The organism is Serratia sp. LACPHL-BACT-2024-00286, from assembly GCF_043109535.1.
GTDB classification, from domain to species: Bacteria; Pseudomonadota; Gammaproteobacteria; order Enterobacterales; family Enterobacteriaceae; genus Serratia; species Serratia sarumanii.
Genome location: NZ_JBICNA010000008.1, coordinates 70,473 through 89,106, shown reverse-complemented (window position 1 = coordinate 89,106; position 18,634 = coordinate 70,473). Strand labels below are relative to the sequence as shown.

At 62.1% G+C, this 18,634-nt stretch carries 14 protein-coding genes; 6 read left to right on the top strand and 8 right to left on the bottom strand.

Annotated elements, in window-relative coordinates; translation table 11 throughout:
- Positions 1-3: 3 nt before the first annotated feature.
- Both ACF8MC_RS21560 and ACF8MC_RS21555 read left to right on the top strand, forming a co-directional pair.
- Positions 4-912 carry an L-ribulose-5-phosphate 3-epimerase gene (locus ACF8MC_RS21560; protein WP_060443804.1) on the top strand — a complete coding sequence of 303 codons (909 nt, stop codon included), beginning with the start codon at positions 4-6 and terminating at the stop codon, positions 910-912.
- Positions 863-1,549 carry an L-ribulose-5-phosphate 4-epimerase gene (locus ACF8MC_RS21555; RefSeq protein WP_033649394.1) on the top strand — a complete coding sequence of 229 codons (687 nt, stop codon included), beginning with the start codon at positions 863-865 and terminating at the stop codon, positions 1,547-1,549. Before ACF8MC_RS21560 ends, ACF8MC_RS21555 begins: the two co-directional genes overlap by 50 nt.
- 3 nt (positions 1,550-1,552) lie before the next feature.
- On the opposite strand, the gene malT is transcribed toward ACF8MC_RS21555, so the two are convergent.
- A complete protein-coding gene (gene malT / locus ACF8MC_RS21550; RefSeq protein ID WP_033649340.1) occupies positions 1,553-4,267 on the bottom strand; it encodes an HTH-type transcriptional regulator MalT in 2,715 nt (904 codons plus the stop codon).
- A 460-nt stretch (positions 4,268-4,727) separates the two neighbouring features.
- Between malT and malP the strand changes: the two genes are divergently transcribed.
- Together malP and malQ are read left to right on the top strand one after the other, a co-directional pair.
- Complete coding sequence (gene malP, locus ACF8MC_RS21545) at positions 4,728-7,133, top strand: maltodextrin phosphorylase (protein ID WP_164105710.1); 2,406 nt, start codon at positions 4,728-4,730, stop codon at positions 7,131-7,133.
- A 9-nt stretch (positions 7,134-7,142) separates the two neighbouring features.
- Positions 7,143-9,233, top strand: coding sequence for a 4-alpha-glucanotransferase (gene malQ, locus ACF8MC_RS21540; RefSeq protein WP_060437058.1), 2,091 nt, complete (start codon positions 7,143-7,145; stop codon positions 9,231-9,233).
- A gap of 70 nt (positions 9,234-9,303) precedes the next feature.
- Here the strand turns inward: malQ and nfuA are convergent, their stop codons facing one another.
- Both nfuA and gntX read right to left on the bottom strand, forming a co-directional pair.
- Positions 9,304-9,879: a Fe-S biogenesis protein NfuA gene (gene nfuA, locus ACF8MC_RS21535; protein WP_004930777.1), complete on the bottom strand. Its 576-nt coding sequence runs from the start codon at positions 9,877-9,879 to the stop codon at positions 9,304-9,306.
- A 58-nt stretch (positions 9,880-9,937) separates the two neighbouring features.
- Positions 9,938-10,621 carry a DNA utilization protein GntX gene (gene gntX, locus ACF8MC_RS21530; RefSeq protein WP_164105708.1) on the bottom strand — a complete coding sequence of 228 codons (684 nt, stop codon included), beginning with the start codon at positions 10,619-10,621 and terminating at the stop codon, positions 9,938-9,940.
- A gap of 40 nt (positions 10,622-10,661) precedes the next feature.
- Between gntX and bioH the strand changes: the two genes are divergently transcribed.
- Together bioH and ACF8MC_RS21520 are read left to right on the top strand one after the other, a co-directional pair.
- On the top strand, positions 10,662-11,432 hold the full coding sequence (bioH, locus tag ACF8MC_RS21525; RefSeq protein ID WP_039569141.1) for a pimeloyl-ACP methyl ester esterase BioH: 771 nt from the start codon (positions 10,662-10,664) through the stop codon (positions 11,430-11,432).
- 270 nt (positions 11,433-11,702) lie between these two features.
- The gene (locus ACF8MC_RS21520; protein WP_004930765.1) at positions 11,703-11,987 is read left to right on the top strand and encodes a YdgH/BhsA/McbA-like domain containing protein; all 285 of its coding nucleotides are present in this window, start codon (positions 11,703-11,705) and stop codon (positions 11,985-11,987) included.
- A gap of 43 nt (positions 11,988-12,030) precedes the next feature.
- Here the strand turns inward: ACF8MC_RS21520 and ACF8MC_RS21515 are convergent, their stop codons facing one another.
- The 5 genes from ACF8MC_RS21515 to greB all read right to left on the bottom strand — a co-directional run bounded on the left by ACF8MC_RS21515 (position 12,031) and on the right by greB (position 18,456).
- Entirely contained in the window at positions 12,031-12,270 is a 240-nt protein-coding gene (locus ACF8MC_RS21515; protein ID WP_041037028.1) for a FeoC-like transcriptional regulator, read from the bottom strand.
- Positions 12,270-14,585, bottom strand: a complete 2,316-nt coding sequence (gene feoB, locus ACF8MC_RS21510; protein WP_033655250.1) for a Fe(2+) transporter permease subunit FeoB — start codon at positions 14,583-14,585, stop codon at positions 12,270-12,272. Before feoB ends, ACF8MC_RS21515 begins: the two co-directional genes overlap by 1 nt.
- A gap of 72 nt (positions 14,586-14,657) precedes the next feature.
- A complete protein-coding gene (gene feoA, locus ACF8MC_RS21505; protein ID WP_025304553.1) occupies positions 14,658-14,882 on the bottom strand; it encodes a ferrous iron transporter A in 225 nt (74 codons plus the stop codon).
- A gap of 609 nt (positions 14,883-15,491) precedes the next feature.
- Positions 15,492-17,825 (bottom strand): Tex family protein, encoded by a 2,334-nt coding sequence (locus ACF8MC_RS21500; RefSeq protein ID WP_033649332.1) that lies wholly within the window; start codon positions 17,823-17,825, stop codon positions 15,492-15,494.
- A gap of 157 nt (positions 17,826-17,982) precedes the next feature.
- The gene (gene greB / locus ACF8MC_RS21495; protein WP_033636315.1) at positions 17,983-18,456 is read right to left on the bottom strand and encodes a transcription elongation factor GreB; all 474 of its coding nucleotides are present in this window, start codon (positions 18,454-18,456) and stop codon (positions 17,983-17,985) included.
- Positions 18,457-18,634 lie beyond the last annotated feature (178 nt).

The window sequence follows — 18,634 nt, the reverse complement described above, 5'->3', positions numbered from 1 at the left end:
GTTATGTTGCACAAATCCGTGCCGTTGGGCATCTATGAGAAAGCGTTGCCGCCGGGCGAGGACTGGCTGACGCGCCTGCAACTGGCGGGTGAGTTGGGATTCGATTTCGTTGAAATGTCGATCGATGAAAGTGACGGCCGCCTGGCGCGGCTGGACTGGAGCGCTGAACAGCGGCTCGCCTTGGTTAGCGCCGTTGCGGCGAGCGGTGTGCGCGTCCCTTCTTTATGCCTCAGCGCCCACCGGCGTTTTCCGTTGGGCAGTGCAGACGACACCACGCGCGACCGGGGACTGGAGATCGTGCGAAAAGCTATTCGGCTGGCGCAGGATACCGGTATCCGGGTGATCCAACTGGCCGGGTATGACGTTTATTACCAGCAGTCAACTGCACAGACCCGCGCCCGGTTCCGTGCCGGATTGGCGCAGGCGGTGGAGATGGCCAGCCGTGCGCAGGTCATGCTGGCGATGGAAATCATGGACTATCCGCTGATGAACTCGATCAGCAAGGCGCTGGGCTATGCCCACTACCTGAATAACCCGTGGTTTCAGCTGTACCCGGACATCGGCAACTTGTCTGCCTGGGACAACGATGTGCCGATGGAGCTCATGGCCGGGCGCGGACATATCGTGGCGGTACACGTTAAGGATACGCGGCCGGGGGAGTTTAAGAATGTGCCGTTCGGCGAGGGCGTGGTCGATTTCGTGCGCTGTTTCGAAACGCTGTTGCAGAGCGGCTATCGCGGCCCCTATCTGCTCGAGATGTGGAGCGAGAAAGCGGACGATCCGCTGCGGGCGGTGCGGGAGGCGCGAGCCTGGGTGGTTGAACGCATGGTCGAGGCCGGGTTGGAAATAAGGGGGGAGCATGCTGGATCAACTGAAAAGTCAGGTGTACCGAGCCAATATGGCGTTGCCTGAGCACGGGCTGGTGACCTATACCTGGGGCAATGTCAGCGGCATCGATCGGGCCAGTGGGCTGGTGGTGATCAAACCCAGCGGCGTACCTTATGAAACGATGCGGGCTGAGGATATGGTGGTGGTGAATGCGCGAGGTGAGGTTGTCGAGGGGCAACTGCGGCCTTCGTCCGATACGCCGACGCATTTGGCGCTGTATCGGGCGTTCCCCCAACTCGGCGGTGTGGTGCATACGCACTCTACCCATGCCACCGCCTGGGCGCAGGCGGGTGAAGCGATACCGGCGCTCGGCACCACCCACGCCGACTATTTTTCCGGCGACATTCCTTGTACCCGTGGGCTGACGGCGGAAGAGGTGGCGCGGGAATATGAGCTGAACACCGGTCGGGTGATTATCGAAACCCTGAAAGGGCGTGAACCGCTGCACATTCCCGGCATCCTGGCGTATCAGCATGGCCCGTTCAGTTGGGGAAGGACGCCGGATGAGGCGGTGCATAACGCCGTGGTGTTGGAGGAGGTGGCGAAAATGGCGTGGATCAGCCGGGATATTAACCCCGGCCTGAAACGGATCGATGACTATCTGCTGGAAAAGCATTTCAGCCGCAAACATGGCGCCGGCGCCTATTACGGCCAGCGCTGACTCTCAGGCGCCGTACCCCATCATCTTCAACAGCTGCTGCGCTTGCTGCACCGCTTCCTGGCGATGGGCCACGCCCAGTTTCTGATACAGGTTGCGGATGTGCGTCTTGATGGTGGTGGCTGCCACGTCCAACTCGCCGGCGATCTGGTCGTTGCTGTAGCCGGAATAGATCAGCCCCAGCACCTGCCATTCGCGCTGGGTGAGCGGGCTGGTGCGGATCAGCTCCGGCACCTGCGGATGGGTCAGCAGCTTATCGACGAAGTTCTCGTCAAAATGCGCGAACTTGTGCCGATGATGCTGGTTGATGTCGCGCAGGATGCGCTGGGCGCGATGCTGTTCCAGCTCCGGCAGCGTGTTGAGCTGGATCAGCTGGCGCAGCTGCTGCGCCATCGCTTCGCCCTCGATGACGAAGTGGCTGATAAAGCCGGTGCGGTTGGCCAGCGACAGCGCTTCGATCAGCGCCTGCTGCGCTTCGCCCTTGCGCTCTTGCAGCCAGTAGAGCTGGTTGCTGAGCAGCAGGTTGCGGTTGAGATCGCTCACCAGCCGCAGGCGGCGGGCGTTTTCGTTCAGCTCATCCAGCACCACGCCGGCCTCTTCATACTGGCCGAGCAGGATCTGCACCCGCGCGATGTTGCGCCACTGGCCCTGCGTGAAGTGGTTGTCCGCCATGCCGGGCTTTTCGGTGTGGCGCAGCCATTGGGCGGCGGCGGCGGTGTCGCCGGTCATCTGCCAGTGGATCACCCGCGACTTGTCGGTGTTGGTCAGCCAGTCGCGATGGTAGTGGGCGCCGTGCAGCAGGGTTTCGCAGCGCTGCAGATGGGTATTGGCGTTGTCCAGATCGCCGCGCGCCAGCGAGCATTTGGCCAGCATGGCGATGCACTGCAGCTGCTGTTGCGGCTGGTAGTTCGCCAGGATTTTCAGCCCGGTGCGCGCCGCGTCTTCCGCCTCGTCCAGCCGCGACCACGACCACAGGATCTGCGCGCGAATACGCAGCAGGAACTCGTGCATCGGCAGCTGTTCCAGGTGTTGCTCGCGGATCAGTTCGAACGCCTTGTCCTGGGTTTCGTAAGCGGCCTGCAGGAAGCCCTGGGCGATGAGGATTTCGCTCTGCTGCAGCAGCGCCCAGAGCGCGTAATGGTTGGCCTGATGACGACGCGCCATCTGCTCGGTTTGCTGCATCATCGGCAGCGCGCGCGCCAGTTCGCCCTTGCAGTGGTGCACTTCGCCGGTCACCGAGGTGGCGACGATGCGGCTGTAATAGCTGGACAGCGGCAGGAATTTCAACGCTTCGGTCGCCAGCCGCTCGGCCTCTTCCGGTTTGCCGGCGTTGATTGCCACCTGGGCGCGCAAGGCGTCGAACTCGGCGTGCAGCGTTTGGTCTATCTCGATTTTCTGCTCGCGCATGGTGCGCTCGGCGCGCTCCAGCAGGGTGTTGACCTCGCCGTAGCGGTGCTGGCTCTGCGCCAGCCAGGCCTGCAGCAGCGCCAGCTTGGGATTTTGGATCAGGCGCTCATAAGGCAGCGCGTTGAGGCACTCCTCCAGCAAGGCCAGTTCGCTGTGGTGGAACAGCGACCAGGCGTGTTGCAGCAGGATATCGCGCAGCATGCTGACGTCGCTGGCCGCCAGCGCATGGTGAATGGCCTCCGCCGGATACCCCAGCGCCAGCCAGCCCTCGGCGGCGGCGCGGTGCAACCCCGGCAGCTCCAGCGCCAGCTCCCACTGGCAACGCTGGCGCAGGAAAGAAGCGAACAGCGGATGGAAGTTGAACCATTCGCCGGTGTCGTCCATGCGATGGATAAACAGCCCCTGGCGCTCCAGCTCCTCCAGCCGCTGCTGGCCGTTGTCTTCGCCGGTCAGCCGCACGATCAGCGCGTCGTTCATCGAGCGCAGCACCGAACAGCGCAGCAGGAAGGCGCGCGCCTCGGCATCGACGTGATCCAGCACTTCGTCCACCAGATAGTCGGACAGGTGGCTGGCGTTCAGCCCCGCCAGCCGCTTGGCCGACAGCTGAGCCGACGAGGCAGACTGGCGGGCCGACAGCGCGATCAGCTGCAGCGCGGTGGCCCAGCCTTCGACTTCGTCGCACAGGCGGCTGCTGTCCTGCTGTTCCATCGGCGCCGCCAGGCGGCAGTCGAAGAATTGTTTGGCTTCCTGATGGGTAAACGCTAGCTGCTGCGTGCCCATTTCCAGCAGCTGATCGCGCACCCGCAGATTGGCGATGCCGAGCGGCGGCAGGGTGCGCGAGAGCAGGATCAGCGTCAGGTTTTCCGGCTGATGGCGCAGGAAGAAGCGCATGGCTTCGTGAATGGCGTCGTTGGTGATCAGATGGTAGTCGTCGATCACCAGGTACAGCGGCTGGTGCCAGTCGGCCAGCTCGATAAACAGCTGGGCGAACAGCGCCGACAGGCTGGCGTACTGGTGTTTCTGGCTCAGCGCCTCGCTCTTGACGCAGCGGCCGCCGCTGGCCTGCTGCAGCGCGGCGATCAGGTAGCTGGCGAAGCGCTCCGGTTGGTTGTCGCTCTCGTCCAGCGAATACCAGCCCAGATCGGCCTTGCCGGCCGCCCATTGGGCGATCAGCGTGGTTTTTCCGTATCCCGCCGGGCAATTGACCAGTGTCAGGCGATAGTTGCCCGCGCTGGCCAGTTTGGCCAGCAGGCGATCGCGGATCACGGTATTTTGCAGCCGTACCGGGCGGCTCAGTTTTGATGGGATCAGCATAGTATTCCAGGGTATAAATCGCGGTTCCCGCCGGGATTGGAGAGGTGCTAATTATTTTATGGTTCGTAATTAATAGCTCCCCCTAATTTCTGCCAACCCTAAACGTATTGCAACAAGCTTCCGCATCGGCTTGGAGTTAAGTTGCTATCGATCACACTTTTTTACGTTTGGCGTCGGCGCGCGGCGTTGCGGTTGCAGATCGCATTTCCGGCCATGCACAAAACTTCAGCAGTGCGAATACTTGTGCTAACGTCATGGCTAACGTTCTCAGTGCTCGCCGCACGCGTTGGCGGGCTTTTTTGCATCGTTGCAAGGGAGTCAAACAGTGCCTGAGATCACAATTCCAGCTACGCCCCAATCCTCCTCCCCAGCTAATCCCCAGGCGGGATGATGCCGTCAGGCTTTCTCACCGGCACGATAGCGGCAATTTGACCCACTTACTGGATAGAGAGTTTTCCTTATGTCACAGCCTACGCTCAAGAAGGATGCTTTTCTGGCGGCGCTTGCCCGTCAGTGGCAACGGTTCGGCCTCAGTTCCGCACAGCAGATGACGCAACATCAATGGTGGGAAGCCGTCAGTGCGGCGCTGGCCGAGCAGCTGGCCGCACAGCCGGCGCCGCGCAAAAGCGCCAAACCGCTGCGCCACGTGAACTACATCTCGATGGAGTTTCTGATCGGCCGGCTGACGGCGAACAACCTGATCAACCTGGGCTGGTACGACACCGTCGAGCAGGCGCTGGCGGAGCAGAACGTCAAGCTGGCGGATCTGCTGGAGCAGGAAACCGATCCGGCGCTGGGCAACGGCGGGCTGGGGCGGCTGGCGGCCTGTTTCCTTGACTCGATGGCGACGGTGGAGCAACCGGCCACCGGGTATGGGCTGAACTACCAGTACGGGCTGTTCCGTCAGTCGTTCCAGGGTGGGCAGCAGCAAGAGGCGCCGGATAACTGGCAGCGCGAGAGCTACCCGTGGTTCCGCCACAACGCCGCGCTGGCGGTGGACGTGGGCATCGGCGGCAAGCTGGAAAAGCAGGCCGACGGCCGCGAACTGTGGCGTCCGGCCTTCACCCTGCGCGGCGAAGCCTGGGATTTGCCGGTGCTGGGGTATCGCAACGGCGTGGCGCAGCCGCTGCGCCTGTGGCAGGCGACCCATCAGCATCCGTTCAACCTGAGCGATTTCAACGACGGCAAATTCCTGCAGGCGGAGAAGCAGGGCGTAGAAGCCGACAAGCTGACCAAGGTGCTCTACCCGAACGACAACCATCAGGCCGGCAAGCGCCTGCGCCTGATGCAGCAGTATTTCCAGTGCGCCTGCTCGGTGGCGGACATTTTGCGTAAGCACCATCAGGCCGGCCGCAAGATTGAAGAGCTGCCGAAGTACGAAGTGATCCAGCTGAACGACACCCACCCGACCATCGCCATTCCGGAAATGCTGCGCATTCTGCTGGACGAGCACCAGCTGGAGTGGGAGGCGGCCTGGGCGATCACCAGCAACACTTTCGCCTATACCAACCACACCCTGATGCCGGAAGCGCTGGAGTGCTGGGATGAAAAACTGGTGCGCAGCCTGCTGCCGCGCCATTTCTCCATCATCAAACAGATCAACGCCAGGTTCAAAAAGCGGGTGGATAAGCACTGGCCGGGCGACGAGGCGGTGTGGGCCAAACTGGCGGTTCACCACAACAAGCAGGTGCGCATGGCCAACCTGTGCGTGGTCAGCGGCTTTGCGGTCAACGGCGTGGCGCAGCTGCACTCGGATCTGGTGGTGAAGGATCTGTTCCCGGAATATCACCAGCTGTGGCCGAACAAATTCCATAACGTCACCAACGGCATCACGCCGCGCCGCTGGCTGAAACAGTGCAACCCGGCGCTGTCGGGCCTGATCGACGAGACGCTGAAGGTGGAATGGGCGAACGATCTCGACGCGTTGCGCGGGCTGGAAAAATTCGCCGACGACGCGGCGTTCCGCCAGCGTTATCAGCAGATCAAACGCGACAACAAGGTGGCGCTGGCCCATTACGTGCACGGCGTGATGGGGTTGACGCTCGACCCGGACGCGATTTTCGACGTGCAGATCAAGCGTCTGCACGAGTACAAACGCCAGCACCTGAACCTGCTGCACATCCTGTCGCTGTATCGCCAGCTGCGCGACAACCCGAATCTGGACATCGTGCCGCGCGTCTTCCTGTTCGGCGCCAAGGCGGCGCCGGGCTACTACCTGGCGAAGAACATCATTTACGCGATCAACCAGGCGGCCGAGAAGATCAATAACGATCCGCTGGTGAAAGACCGCCTGAAAGTGGCGTTCATTCCCGACTACCGCGTGTCGGTGGCCGAACTGATGATCCCGGCGGCGGATATCTCCGAGCAGATCTCCACCGCTGGCAAAGAGGCCTCCGGCACCGGCAATATGAAGCTGGCGCTGAACGGCGCGCTGACGGTCGGCACGCTGGACGGCGCCAACGTCGAAATCGCCGAGCAGGTGGGCGAAGACAATATCTTTATCTTCGGCAATACCGTGGAGCAGGTGAAGGCGATACTGGCGAAGGGCTACGATCCGCTCAGCTACCGCAAAAAGGACAAGCACCTGAAGGCGATTTTGGATGAGCTGGCGAGCGGCGTGTTCAGCCACGGCGACAAGCACGCGTTCGACATGATGCTGCACAGCCTGCTGGAGGGCGGCGATCCTTATCTGGTGTTGGCGGACTTCGCCTCGTATTGCCAGGCGCAAAGCCGGGTCGATGAACTGTACCGCGATCGGGACGAATGGACGCGGCGGACTATCCTTAACACCGCGCGCGTCGGCATGTTCAGCTCGGATCGTTCGATCCGCGATTACCAGCAGCGCATCTGGCAAGCCAAACGTTAAGGAGAACGAATGGATCGCAAGCGTATCGATCAGGCGGCGGCACAGGCGGGGATCGCCGCCGATTTCATCAATGCCCACGGCAAGCGGCAGGCGATTGAACCGGAGACCAAGCGCAAGCTGCTGGCGGCCATGAATCGGGCCGAAGCCGCGCAGGAAGGGGCGGCGTCGCCGTTACCGGCGGTCAAGGTGTTCTATCAGGGCGCGCCGTTGGCGTTGACCCCGGCGGGCGAAGGCGAGTACCTGTGGGCGCTGCAGCGTGAAGACGGCGAATGCCTGCAGGGGCGCGTCGGCGCGCGCAAGACCCTGACGCTGCCGGGCGATTTGCCGGCGGGCTACCACCAATTGACGCTGAGCCAGGGCGCGCGGCAGTGGTCATGCCGAGTGATCGTCGCGCCGAGGCGCTGCTTCGAGCCGAACGCCTTGCTGACCGGCAAGAAGCTGTGGGGCGCCTGCGTTCAGCTGTATACGCTGCGTTCCGATCGCAACTGGGGCATCGGCGATTTCGGCGATCTGCGCCTGATGGTGGAGCAGGTGGGGGAACGCGGCGGCGCTTTCGTCGGCCTCAATCCGATCCATGCGCTGTATCCGGCCAACCCGGAGAGCGCCAGCCCCTACAGCCCCTCGTCGCGCCGCTGGCTGAATCTGGCGTATATCGACGTCAACGCGGTGGAGGATTTCCAACGCAGCGACGCGGCTCAGCGCTGGTGGCAGAAGCCGGCGACGCAGAAGCAGCTGGCCAAGGCGCGCGCCGCGGAGTGGGTGGATTACACCGCCGTGATGCAGCTGAAGCTGGCGGGGCTGAAGCTGGCGTTCCCGCTGTTTCAGGCGCGCAAGCCGAACGACGCGCAGCGTCAGGCGTTCGAACGGTTCGTGACTGAGGGCGGCGACAGCCTGTATCAGCAGGCGGCGTTCGACGCGCTGCACGCCCATCTGGCGGCCACGGATGCCAGCCAGTGGGGCTGGCCGGCCTGGCCCGAGCGCTATCGGCGTGGGCAGAGCGAAGCGGTGCGGCAGTTCTGCGATGAGCATCAGGACGCGGTCCGCTTTTACCTGTGGCTGCAGTGGCTGGCGGCCACGCAGTTCGCGCAGTGTTTCGAACAGAGCCGGCAGCAGCAGATGCCGATTGGCCTGTATCGCGATCTGGCGGTCGGGGTGGCGGAAGGCGGGGCGGAAACCTGGTGTGACCGCGAACTGTATTGCCTGAAAGCGTCGGTCGGCGCGCCGCCGGACATCCTGGGGCCGCTGGGGCAAAACTGGGGGTTGCCGCCGATGGATCCGCACGTGATGGCGGCGCGCGGTTATCAGCCGTTCATCGATCTTTTGCGCGCCAACATGACCAGCTGTGGCGCGCTGCGCATCGATCACGTCATGGCGCTGCTGCGGCTGTGGTGGATCCCGTATGGCGAAACCGCCGATCGCGGCGCCTACGTCAAATACCCGGTGGACGATCTGCTGGCGGTGCTGGCGCTGGAAAGCCAGCGCCACCGCTGCATGGTGATCGGCGAGGATCTCGGCACCGTGCCGGTGGAGATCGTCGGCAAGCTGCGCGACAGCGGCGTCTATTCCTACAAAGTGCTGTATTTCGAAAGCGACGGCGAACACCATTTCCGCGCGCCGCAGGCCTATCCGGTGCAGGCGATGGCGACCATCACCACCCACGATCTGCCGACGCTGCGCGGCTACTGGCAAAGCGACGATCTGACGCTCGGCAACCGGCTGGGCCTTTACCCGGATGCGGAGATCCTGCGGGCGCTGTTCGCCGATCGGGAACGCGCCAAGCAGGGGCTGCTGGACGGGTTGCATCGCTATGGCTGCGTGCCGCAGAAGGTGGGCAAGAAGGCGGCGCTGCTCGGCATGAGCCCGCTGCTTAACCGCGGGCTGCAGCGCTATGTCGCCGACAGCGCCAGCGCCCTGCTCGGCCTGCAGCCGGAAGACTGGCTGGACATGGCCGATCCGGTCAATATTCCCGGCACCAGCGATCAATACCCTAACTGGCGGCGCAAGCTGACCGAAACGCTGGAGGAGATGTTCGCCGATCCGCGGATAAACCGGTTGCTGAAGGATTTGGACAAACGGCGGCGCAAGGTGTCGGTGGGCTGAAAACGACAATGCCGGAACGGGTTCCCCCCTTCCGGCATTGTGTTATCCACCGCGGCGCGAGCGCCGGGGATCAGTAATAGGAGTGCTCGCCGCGCTGGTGCTCGGTCAAATCGCGCACGCCTTTCAGCTCCGGGAATTTCTGCAGCAGCTCTTTCTCGATGCCTTCTTTCAGCGTGACGTCGACCATCGAACAGCCGTTACAGCCGCCGCCGAACTGCAGGATCGCCATGTTGTCGTCGGTGATCTCCATCAGCGTCACGCGGCCGCCGTGGCCCGCCAGCTGTGGGTTGATCTGCGACTGCAGCACGTATTCCACGCGCTCCATCAGCGGCGCGTCGTCATCGACCTTGCGCATCTTGGCGTTTGGCGCTTTCAGCGTCAGCTGAGAGCCCAGCTGGTCGGTCACGAAGTCGATTTCGGCGTCTTCCAGATACGGCGCGCTCAGCTCATCGACATAGGCGGACAGTTTGTCGAACTTCAGTTCGGTATCCGTCGCTTCTACCGCGTCCGGCGGGCAATAAGAGACACCGCATTCGGCCGTCGGCGTGCCCGGGTTGATCACGAATACGCGGATTTGGGTGCCTTCTTCTTGATTTGCCAGCAGTTTGGCAAAGTGTTCCTGTGCAGCATCTGTTATACGGATCATAGCATTAGCTCAATAGTTGACTTCTATAGTCGGTTATAATACGCCCATTGCCGTGGCACTACAACGTGCGGCAAACGCACCATATCTGCACCGAGGCGGCGCCTTGCCGCCGCAACAGCGCCGCGATCTCCGCGACGGTGCTGCCGGTGGTCACCACGTCATCCACCAGGGCGATATGCCGGCCGGCGACCGGCACCGTGCAGATGAAAGCGCGCTGCAAATTGCGCTTGCGCGCTCCGGCGCTCAGCCGCTGTTGCAGGGCTGTCTTGCGCACCCGGCGCAAAGCGGCGGGCCGATAGGCGCAGCCCAGCCAGCGCGCCAGCGGCCGGGCCAGCAGATCGCTCTGGTTATAACCACGGCGCCAACAGCGTGATGTATGCAAGGGTACCGCTAAAATCAGGTCGGGTCTGTTCAGATTCTGCTCTCTGCGCGCCTGCTGCCACCGCAATAGCATCAGGCGTGCCAGCGTCGGCGCCAGCTCGGGCGCGCGGTGAAACTTGAACCTCTTTACCAGTCGGCTGAGGGGCGCAACGTAGTCGCCGACGAACACCAGCCGCTGCCAGGGCGGCGGCCGTTGCAGGCAGCGGCCGCAGGGCATTTGCGTTTCCCCGGCGGGCAATCCGCAGCGCGGGCAACACGGCGGGTGGGCCGGCAGATGGCGCAGGCAGCAGCTGCAGATGCCATGACGCATCAGGCTCAACGGCTGTCGGCATAGCCAACAGCGGCTGCGGATTGATAGCATAGAGCCTCCGAGACGGATAAGCATGAAAGGACAATAACCAATGACAGCGCTGTACTGGCAAACAATAGGTGAGGGCGAACGCGATCTTGTGCTGCTGCACGGCTGGGGCTTGAACGCCGAAGTGTGGAGTTGCATTCAGGCGCGACTGGCGCCGCATTTTCGCCTGCACCTGGTCGATCTGCCGGGTTATGGCCGCAGCCAGGGGTTCGGCGCGTTGTCGCTGGCGCAGATGACGGAAATCGTGCTGGCGGCCGCCCCGCCGCAGGCCTGGTGGCTAGGCTGGTCGCTCGGCGGACTGGTGGCCAGCCAGGCGGCGCTGATGCAGCCCGAGCGGGTCAAGGGGCTGATCACCGTGGCCTCCTCGCCGTGCTTTGCCGCCCGCGATGAGTGGCCGGGGATCCGCCCGGACGTGCTGAGCGGTTTCCAGCATCAGCTGAGCCTGGATTTCCAGCGCACCGTCGAGCGTTTTCTGGCGCTGCAGACGCTGGGCACCGAGAGCGCGCGTCAGGATGCGCGCCAGCTGAAGGCGGTGGTGCTCAGCCAACCGACCCCGAGCGTCGAGGTGTTGAACGGCGGGCTGGAGATCCTGCGCACCGCCGATCTGCGCGTACCGCTGGCGGAGTTGAATCTGCCGCTGCTGCGGATCTACGGCTATCTGGACGGGCTGGTGCCGCGCAAGGTCGCCGAGCTGCTCGATGCCGCCTGGCCGCATTCTGCGTCGCAGATCGTGGCCAAAGCCGCCCATGCGCCGTTTATCTCTCATCCCGATGAATTTGTGACGATGATCGAAGCGTTTATTGCAGCACATTGAATCCGGTGGGAAATCGCACGATAGGGCGCTAAAAAAAACGCCGCCGGGTGGATAAAAGACAAAGCTGTTCGATACTTAGTGAGTCAATGCGTTGGCTGCAAAATGAAAAGACCGCGTGCGGCGCTTTTCATTTTGGCGTTTCGTCTCTGGGAAACAGGCCCCGTCAGGGAAAGCAACGAGGCCTGAGGATGTCGCGGCAGCCTGCGGTACTACGCATGGATTCTTGACGGCTTTCATAACAGATAAATTATCCATTGAGAGGTTAGTGTCATGAAATCATTGAAGATGATTATTGCAGCGGCAGTGCTGGGTTCGGTGTCTTTCGGCTCCATGGCGGCAACCCTGCTGACCAAGGAAGATCTGGATAAGAACCCGGGTAAATACGAGAAGATCGGCACCGTCACCACGACGGCGGAAACCACGTCACCGATGGATGCCAAGGAAGAGCTGTCCAAACTGGCTGACGAAAAGGGCGGTCAATACTACGTGATCCTGGCAGGCCGCGAACACGGTAAATTCAGCGCCATCGCCGAAGTTTACAAAGACAAGCAATAAGCCTTGAACGGCAAAGGGGCGCCCGTCATGGCGCCCCTGATCGTCAGGCCTTCAGCCGGTAGAACACCGTGCTGCACCCCTCCCCCTGCGGGCAGCTTTTGCAACTGCCGCTCAGACAGGCGCCGTCATCCTGTTCGATGCGTTCCACTTTTCCCATCGCCGTCAATCGATCCAGCATCGCCTGCACCAGCGGCAGCGGCGTCGCCAGCGAGTGGCTGAGCTGCTGCGCCTGGGCGCTGCCGCGCAGCGCCAGCGCATCGCGCACCTGCAGCAGCCCGGCCATCAGTGACAGCTCCCTTTGGCGCTCTGGCAACAGGCCGCCGGCGTGGCGTTGCCCAGGCGCACCGTGACGCGGCTGCGCGCCCGGCGCAGGCCGAACAGCACCAGCAGATTCACCAGCACCACTGCCAGGATCGCCGTCAGGCTGTACTGCGGGTGTTGGTTGAAGGTGGCCGCCTGATAGAACAGCGTCGCCAGCGAGTAGGCCACGTTCAGCCCCCACAGAATAGAGAAGGTCATCCAGCCGCGGCTCGATTCACGGGCGATGGCGCCCATCACCGAGACGCAAGGCACATACAGCAGAACGAAGATCAGGTAGCTGTAGGCGGAGATGCCGGAGCCGAATTTGCTGCTCATCACGCCCATTGAGCCGACGCCCATCTCGCCGTCGCCCTTGCTGGCTTCGATCGGGTTGGAGAGCACGCTCAGGCTGAAGGTATTTTTCAGGCCGTCCCAGGTTTCGTGCAGCGCGCCGCCCAGTTCATCGAGCAGGTTGAAGTTGGCGGCGTCGAACGCCTCTTTGTTGATGCGCTCGGCGGTGTACAGCGTATTCAGCGTGCCGACCACCACTTCTTTCGCCATCGCACCGGTCACCAGCCCGACGGTGGCCTGCCAGTTATCGCTGTGGACGCCCATCGGCTGCAGCAGCGGCGTCAGCACCCTGGAGACCGAGGCCAGCGCGGAGTCGTTGATGTTGTCGACCGTCTTGCCGCTGAACGAGAAGCTGTTCAGGCCGCCGATGAATATGCTGGCCACCACGATCACCTTGCCGGCGCGCAGCACGAAGCCTTTCAGCCGCTGCCAGGTTTGCAGCAGCAGGCTTTTCAGGTGCGGCACATGGTAGACCGGCAGCTCCATCACGAACGGCGAGGCTTCGCCGCGCATGAGGGTGTATTTGAGCACCAGGCCGGTAAGGATCGCCACCGCAATGCCGAGCATGTACAGCGAGAACACCACCCCGGCGCCGTCCTGGCCGAAGAAGGCGGCGGCGAACACCGCGAAGATCGCCAGACGGGCGCCGCAGGACATGAACGGCGCCATCATGATGGTGATCAGGCGCTCGCGCTGGGCGTCCAGCGTCCGGGCGCCCATGATGGACGGCACATTGCAGCCGAAGCCGACGATCAGCGGCACGAAGGATTTGCCCGGCAGCCCGAGCGCCTGCATCAGGCGATCCATCACGAACGCCGCGCGCGCCATGTAGCCGGAATCCTCCAGGAACGACAGAAACAGGTACATCATGCCGATCTGCGGCACCAGCGGCAGCACGGTATTGATGCCGCCGCCGACGCCCTGCGCCAGGAAAACGGTCAGCCAGTCGGGGAAGTGCAGGGTGTAGCCGAGCCACTGAATGCCCTGAATGAAGATCGCTGCCGAGCCGATATCGAAGATCGGCTGCAGCGCGCCGCCGATGTTGATCGCCAGCAGGAACATCAGGTACATCACCAGCAGGAAGATCGGCACGCCCAGCCAGCGGTTGAGGATCACCTTATCCAGCAGCTCGGTCAGACGGTTGGGCATCGCCTGCTGCGAGTTGCTGACCTCATCGCACAGGGCGGCGATGGACTGGTAGCGCGCGTCGGCGATCACCAGCGCCGGGTCTTCCTGCTGCTGCTGTTGCAACGCCTGGGCAGCCGCAGGCAACAGCGCGACGGCGGGGCCGGCCAGCCGGTGACTGTAGATGTCGCCTTCCAGCATTTGCAATGCCAGCCAGCGGCGCTGCACCGCCGGCAGCGTTTGCGGCATGGCGTCGCTCAGCGTGGCGACCGCTTTCAGCAACAGCGGTGGGTAGTTCACCAGCGCCTGCTGTTCGTTGATGTGATGATTGTCGATCATCTGTTTCAGCACGCCGATGCCGTCGGCGCGGGTGGAGATCATCGGCACTACCGGGCAGCCGAGGCGCGCCGACAGCGCGGCGACGTCGATATCGATATGCTGACTTTTGGCGATGTCGAGCATGTTCAGCGCCACGATGCAGGGAATGCCCAGCTCCAGCAGCTGCAGCGTCAGGTAGAGGTTGCGCTCCAGGTTGGAGGCGTCGACCACGTTGATCAGCAGATCGGCGTCGCCGCTCAAAATGTAGTGGCAGGCGATCTGCTCGTCGAGCGAGGTTTGCTCTGAAATGGTGGTCAGGGAGTAGGTGCCGGGCAAATCGACCAGCCGTACGTCGGACTGCGGGGTGGTGAAATGGCCTTCTTTGCGTTCGACCGTCACGCCCGCCCAGTTGCCGACCCGTTGGCGTGCGCCGGTCAGCTGGTTGAACAGCGTGGTTTTGCCGGAGTTCGGGTTACCGATTAAGCCGATGGTGAGTTTTTTCATAGTTCAGCGTGTCGTCTTCAAGGAGAACAGCGCCGGCGCAAAGGCGCGTCGGCAAACGGAGAGCGCGTCGGCTCAAGGCTGGCCGTCGAGCTGCAGCAGCGCCAGATCCTTCCTGCGCAGCACCAGGCTGACGCGGCGAGTTTTAATTTCTATCGGATCGCCCAGCGGTGCGACGCGCACCACGTCGAACGAAGAGCCGGGCAGCATGCCGAGCGATAACAGTTTCTGGCGGTAGGCCGGCGCAATTTCACCGGAAAAGCCGACAATCTTATACGTGCGTTTAGGTTGGAGCTGCATGTGATTAACCTTCCGGGTGCCGATGAGCATCGGGCTGATGATAATTGGACGTTGCCGGCGAAAATGCCACGCCGTCGGCGGTATTCATCCATAAGGTCATGCAATAAAGTGAGCGCAAATAATAGTAATTATCATTATCGCGTTCAATACAAAAAGTAAGGGTATTGTAACCAATTATTATGGCGTCGACAGTTTTTGATGGCGTTGTCTTGATTAACGACGTTTTACCACCGGTTGCGCTGGGGAACAAATGAGAATGGCGAGTTAAATCAGTTACGTATTTGTAGCCGAGTTTTCTTGTTTGCAAATATAGATGGTTTTTCCCCTTTATTTATTTCCACCGAAAGGCAATTCGATAACATTATTCCGCCGTAATGCGAGCGGTAACCATTTGTGTTTCTCTCACAATTCGCGAGATGAAAAATGCGTGTTAACGAAGTTGTTAATAAATGGCTGCAGAAGGGATTGTTGTTGCCTGAATAATGGGAGGGTGGTCACGCAGGCGCGGGAAATAAAAAGATGACGGTTTATTGAGGCGGGTCAAGAAATGCCGCAAGTTTTATTCATCAGAAAGGGGCGGAGCAGGCTCCGCCCCCTGTTGGATCTGACTTAGCGTTTCTTGCCGAATGCCGCCGCCAGCGCGTCGCCCATGGCGCTGTTGCCGGCCGGCGCCGCGTTGCGCGGTTTGGCCTTGTTGCCGCCCGCCGAACGGTTGGCGTGGTCGCGCGTCTGTGCAGGCGCGTTGCCGCCGCGGCGCGGTGAACCTTCGCCCGGCTGCTCATCCAGGCGCATGCTCAGCGCGATGCGTTTACGCTGCAGATCGACTTCCATCACCTTCACTTTGACGATGTCGCCGGCCTTCACCACGGTGTGCGGATCTTCAACGAACTTGTCCGCCAGCGAGGAGATGTGCACCAGGCCATCCTGATGCACGCCGATATCCACGAAGGCGCCGAAGTTGGTGACGTTGGTGACCGACCCTTCCAGGATCATGCCCACCTGCAGATCGTTGAGGGTTTCCACCCCTTCGGCGAAGGTGGCGGTTTTGAACTCCGGACGTGGATCGCGGCCCGGCTTCTCCAGCTCTTTCAGGATGTCGGTGACCGTCGGCACGCCGAACTTGTCGTCGGTGAAGTCGACCGCTTTCAGGCTGCGCACCGCCGAGGCGTTGCCCATCAGGTCCTGCAGCGCCTGCTCGGTGGCGGCCAGGATGCGCTGCACCACCGGGTAGGCTTCCGGGTGAACGGTGGAAGCATCCAGCGGGTTGTCGCCGTGGTTGATGCGCAGGAAGCCGGCGCACTGTTCGAAGGCCTTCGGCCCCAGGCGGCTGACTTTCAGCAGTTGCTCACGGTTGCTGAAGCGGCCGTTCTCGTCGCGCCAGTTGACGATGTTCTGCGCCATCATGCGCGTCAGGCCGGCCACGCGGGTCAGCAACGGCACCGACGCGGTGTTCAGATCGACGCCGACGGCGTTCACGCAGTCTTCCACCACCGAGTCCAGCTTCTTCGCCAGCTGGCTCTGGCTGACGTCGTGCTGATACTGGCCGACGCCGATGGATTTCGGGTCGATTTTCACCAGCTCCGCCAGCGGATCCTGCAGACGACGGGCGATGGACACCGCGCCGCGCAGCGACACGTCGAGATCCGGGAACTCCTGCGCCGCCAGTTCTGACGCGGAATACACCGACGCGCCCGCTTCGCTGACGATCACTTTCTGCGCCCGGACCTCGCCGAATTGCTTTTGCAGGTCGAGATAGAAACGCTCGGTTTCACGCGAAGCGGTGCCGTTGCCGATGGCCACCAGCTCCACGTTATGTTTGATGCACAGCGCCGCGACGATGGCGGCGGCTTTGGCCGCTTGCCCGGTGTGCGGGTAGACGGTGTCGGTGGCGACCAGCTTGCCGGTCGCGTCGACCACGGCGACTTTCACCCCGGTGCGCAGGCCCGGATCGAGGCCCATGGTGGCGCGCATGCCGGCCGGCGCGGCCATCAGCAGATCGTGCATGTTGCGGGCGAAAACGTTGATCGCTTCATCTTCCGCGCGCTCGCGCACCGTGCCCATCAGCTCGGTTTCCAGGTGCAGCAACACCTTGATGCGCCAGGTCCAGTTGACCACCGCCTTGCGCCAGGCGTCGGCCGGGGCGTTGTTCAGGCGCAGGTTGAGGTGATTGATGATGATCAGCTCCGCCTGGCTTTCGCGCGGCGCTTCCTCAAACTGCGGATCGGCGTTCAGCGCCAGCTGCAGCACACCTTCGTTGCGGCCGCGGAACATCGCCAGCGCGCGGTGCGAAGGCACCTGGGAAATCGGTTCGTGGTGATCGAAATAGTCGCGGAACTTGGCGCCTTCTTCTTCCTTGCCCTCGACCACTTTGGACACCAGATGGGCGTTTTTCCACAGGTAGTCGCGCACCTTGGCCAGCAGCGAGGCATCTTCGGCGAAGCGCTCCATCAGGATATAGCGCGCGCCGTCGAGGGCGGCTTTGACGTCCGCCACGCCCTTGTCGGCGTCGACGTAGCGTTCAGCCAACTGTTCCGGCTGCTGTTGCGGATCCTGCCACAGTGCGTCCGCCAGCGGTTCCAGACCGGCCTCGATGGCGATCTGGCCGCGGGTGCGGCGCTTCGGTTTGTACGGCAGATAGAGGTCTTCGAGTTCGGTCTTGCTCAGCGTGGCGTTGATCGCCCCCGCCAGTTGTTCGGTCAGTTTGCCCTGTTCATCGATCGACTTCAGGATGGTCTGACGACGATCTTCCAGTTCACGCAGATAACCCAGGCGGGTTTCCAGCTGGCGCAGTTGGGTGTCGTCCAGGCCCCCGGTGACTTCCTTACGATAGCGTGCAATAAAGGGCACGGTATTACCTTCATCCAGCAGACGGATGGCGGAGTCGACTTGCTCCGGCCTGGCCTGCAGTTCTGTTGCAATAATGCGGCTCAGTGGGTCATTCATAGGTCTGGTATCTGTATTGAGAACGGTGAATAAACAGGGGACAGTTATACGGATTGATCGGGGAAAATGCCAGTGGAGCGGGCCGCCGCCGCGCGGCCGCCACGTGGAGAACTGCGCAGGCGGCGGCGTTGGCGGCGGTTCGGAAAAAGCTGAAAGCTTACTTCGGGTAGTCTATCTCGTTAACGTACCACTGCGCCTCGCCCAGCGGCGTATTGACGGTGGCGACGTCGCCGACCTCTTTTTTCAGCAGGGCGCGCGCCATCGGCGCGTCGATGGAGATGTAATCCTTGCGGCCGAAGATCTCGTCGTAACCGACGATGCGAAAGCGTTTGGTCTCGCCGTCGTCGTTCTCCACCTCCACCCAGGCGCCGAAGAACACCTTGCCTTCCTGCTGCGGGGAGTAATCGACGATCTTCAATTGCTCCAGGCATTTGGTCAGATAGCGGACGCGGCGGTCGATCTCGCGCAGCCGCTTCTTGTTGTACTGGTAGTCGGCGTTTTCGCTTCTGTCGCCCAGGCTGGCGGCCCAGGTCACTTTCTTGGTCACCTCGGGGCGTTCTTCGCGCCAGAGGTAATCCAGCTCTTGTTTGAGCTTGTCATACCCTTCACGGGTTATCAGTTGAGTTCTCATGGTGATTTATCTTTATGGGGCCACCGCCACAGTGTACGTGAATGCGGGGGGCTTTAGAAATGGCGCGCGGGCCTGCGCGTTGCCGCACGGTTGTTATTCAGTTTGCGCAGCTTTTAACAATCGGGAGTATGCTTAGCGATAGCGGAAAAGGAATGTGACGAAAGGAGGATATCTGGCG

What these genes read in the sequence shown, in the direction of transcription:
- ACF8MC_RS21560 (WP_060443804.1), top strand. Translation starts at nt 4, where the DNA reads ATGTTGCACAAATCCGTGCCGTTGGGCATCTATGAGAAAGCGTTGCCG.
- malT (WP_033649340.1), bottom strand. Translation starts at nt 4,267, where the DNA reads ATGCTGATCCCATCAAAACTGAGCCGCCCGGTACGGCTGCAAAATACC.
- malP (WP_164105710.1), top strand. Translation starts at nt 4,728, where the DNA reads ATGTCACAGCCTACGCTCAAGAAGGATGCTTTTCTGGCGGCGCTTGCC.
- malQ (WP_060437058.1), top strand. Translation starts at nt 7,143, where the DNA reads ATGGATCGCAAGCGTATCGATCAGGCGGCGGCACAGGCGGGGATCGCC.
- nfuA (WP_004930777.1), bottom strand. Translation starts at nt 9,879, where the DNA reads ATGATCCGTATAACAGATGCTGCACAGGAACACTTTGCCAAACTGCTG.
- gntX (WP_164105708.1), bottom strand. Translation starts at nt 10,621, where the DNA reads ATGCTATCAATCCGCAGCCGCTGTTGGCTATGCCGACAGCCGTTGAGC.
- bioH (WP_039569141.1), top strand. Translation starts at nt 10,662, where the DNA reads ATGACAGCGCTGTACTGGCAAACAATAGGTGAGGGCGAACGCGATCTT.
- ACF8MC_RS21520 (WP_004930765.1), top strand. Translation starts at nt 11,703, where the DNA reads ATGAAATCATTGAAGATGATTATTGCAGCGGCAGTGCTGGGTTCGGTG.
- ACF8MC_RS21515 (WP_041037028.1), bottom strand. Translation starts at nt 12,270, where the DNA reads ATGGCCGGGCTGCTGCAGGTGCGCGATGCGCTGGCGCTGCGCGGCAGC.
- feoB (WP_033655250.1), bottom strand. Translation starts at nt 14,585, where the DNA reads ATGAAAAAACTCACCATCGGCTTAATCGGTAACCCGAACTCCGGCAAA.
- feoA (WP_025304553.1), bottom strand. Translation starts at nt 14,882, where the DNA reads ATGCAGCTCCAACCTAAACGCACGTATAAGATTGTCGGCTTTTCCGGT.
- ACF8MC_RS21500 (WP_033649332.1), bottom strand. Translation starts at nt 17,825, where the DNA reads ATGAATGACCCACTGAGCCGCATTATTGCAACAGAACTGCAGGCCAGG.
- greB (WP_033636315.1), bottom strand. Translation starts at nt 18,456, where the DNA reads ATGAGAACTCAACTGATAACCCGTGAAGGGTATGACAAGCTCAAACAA.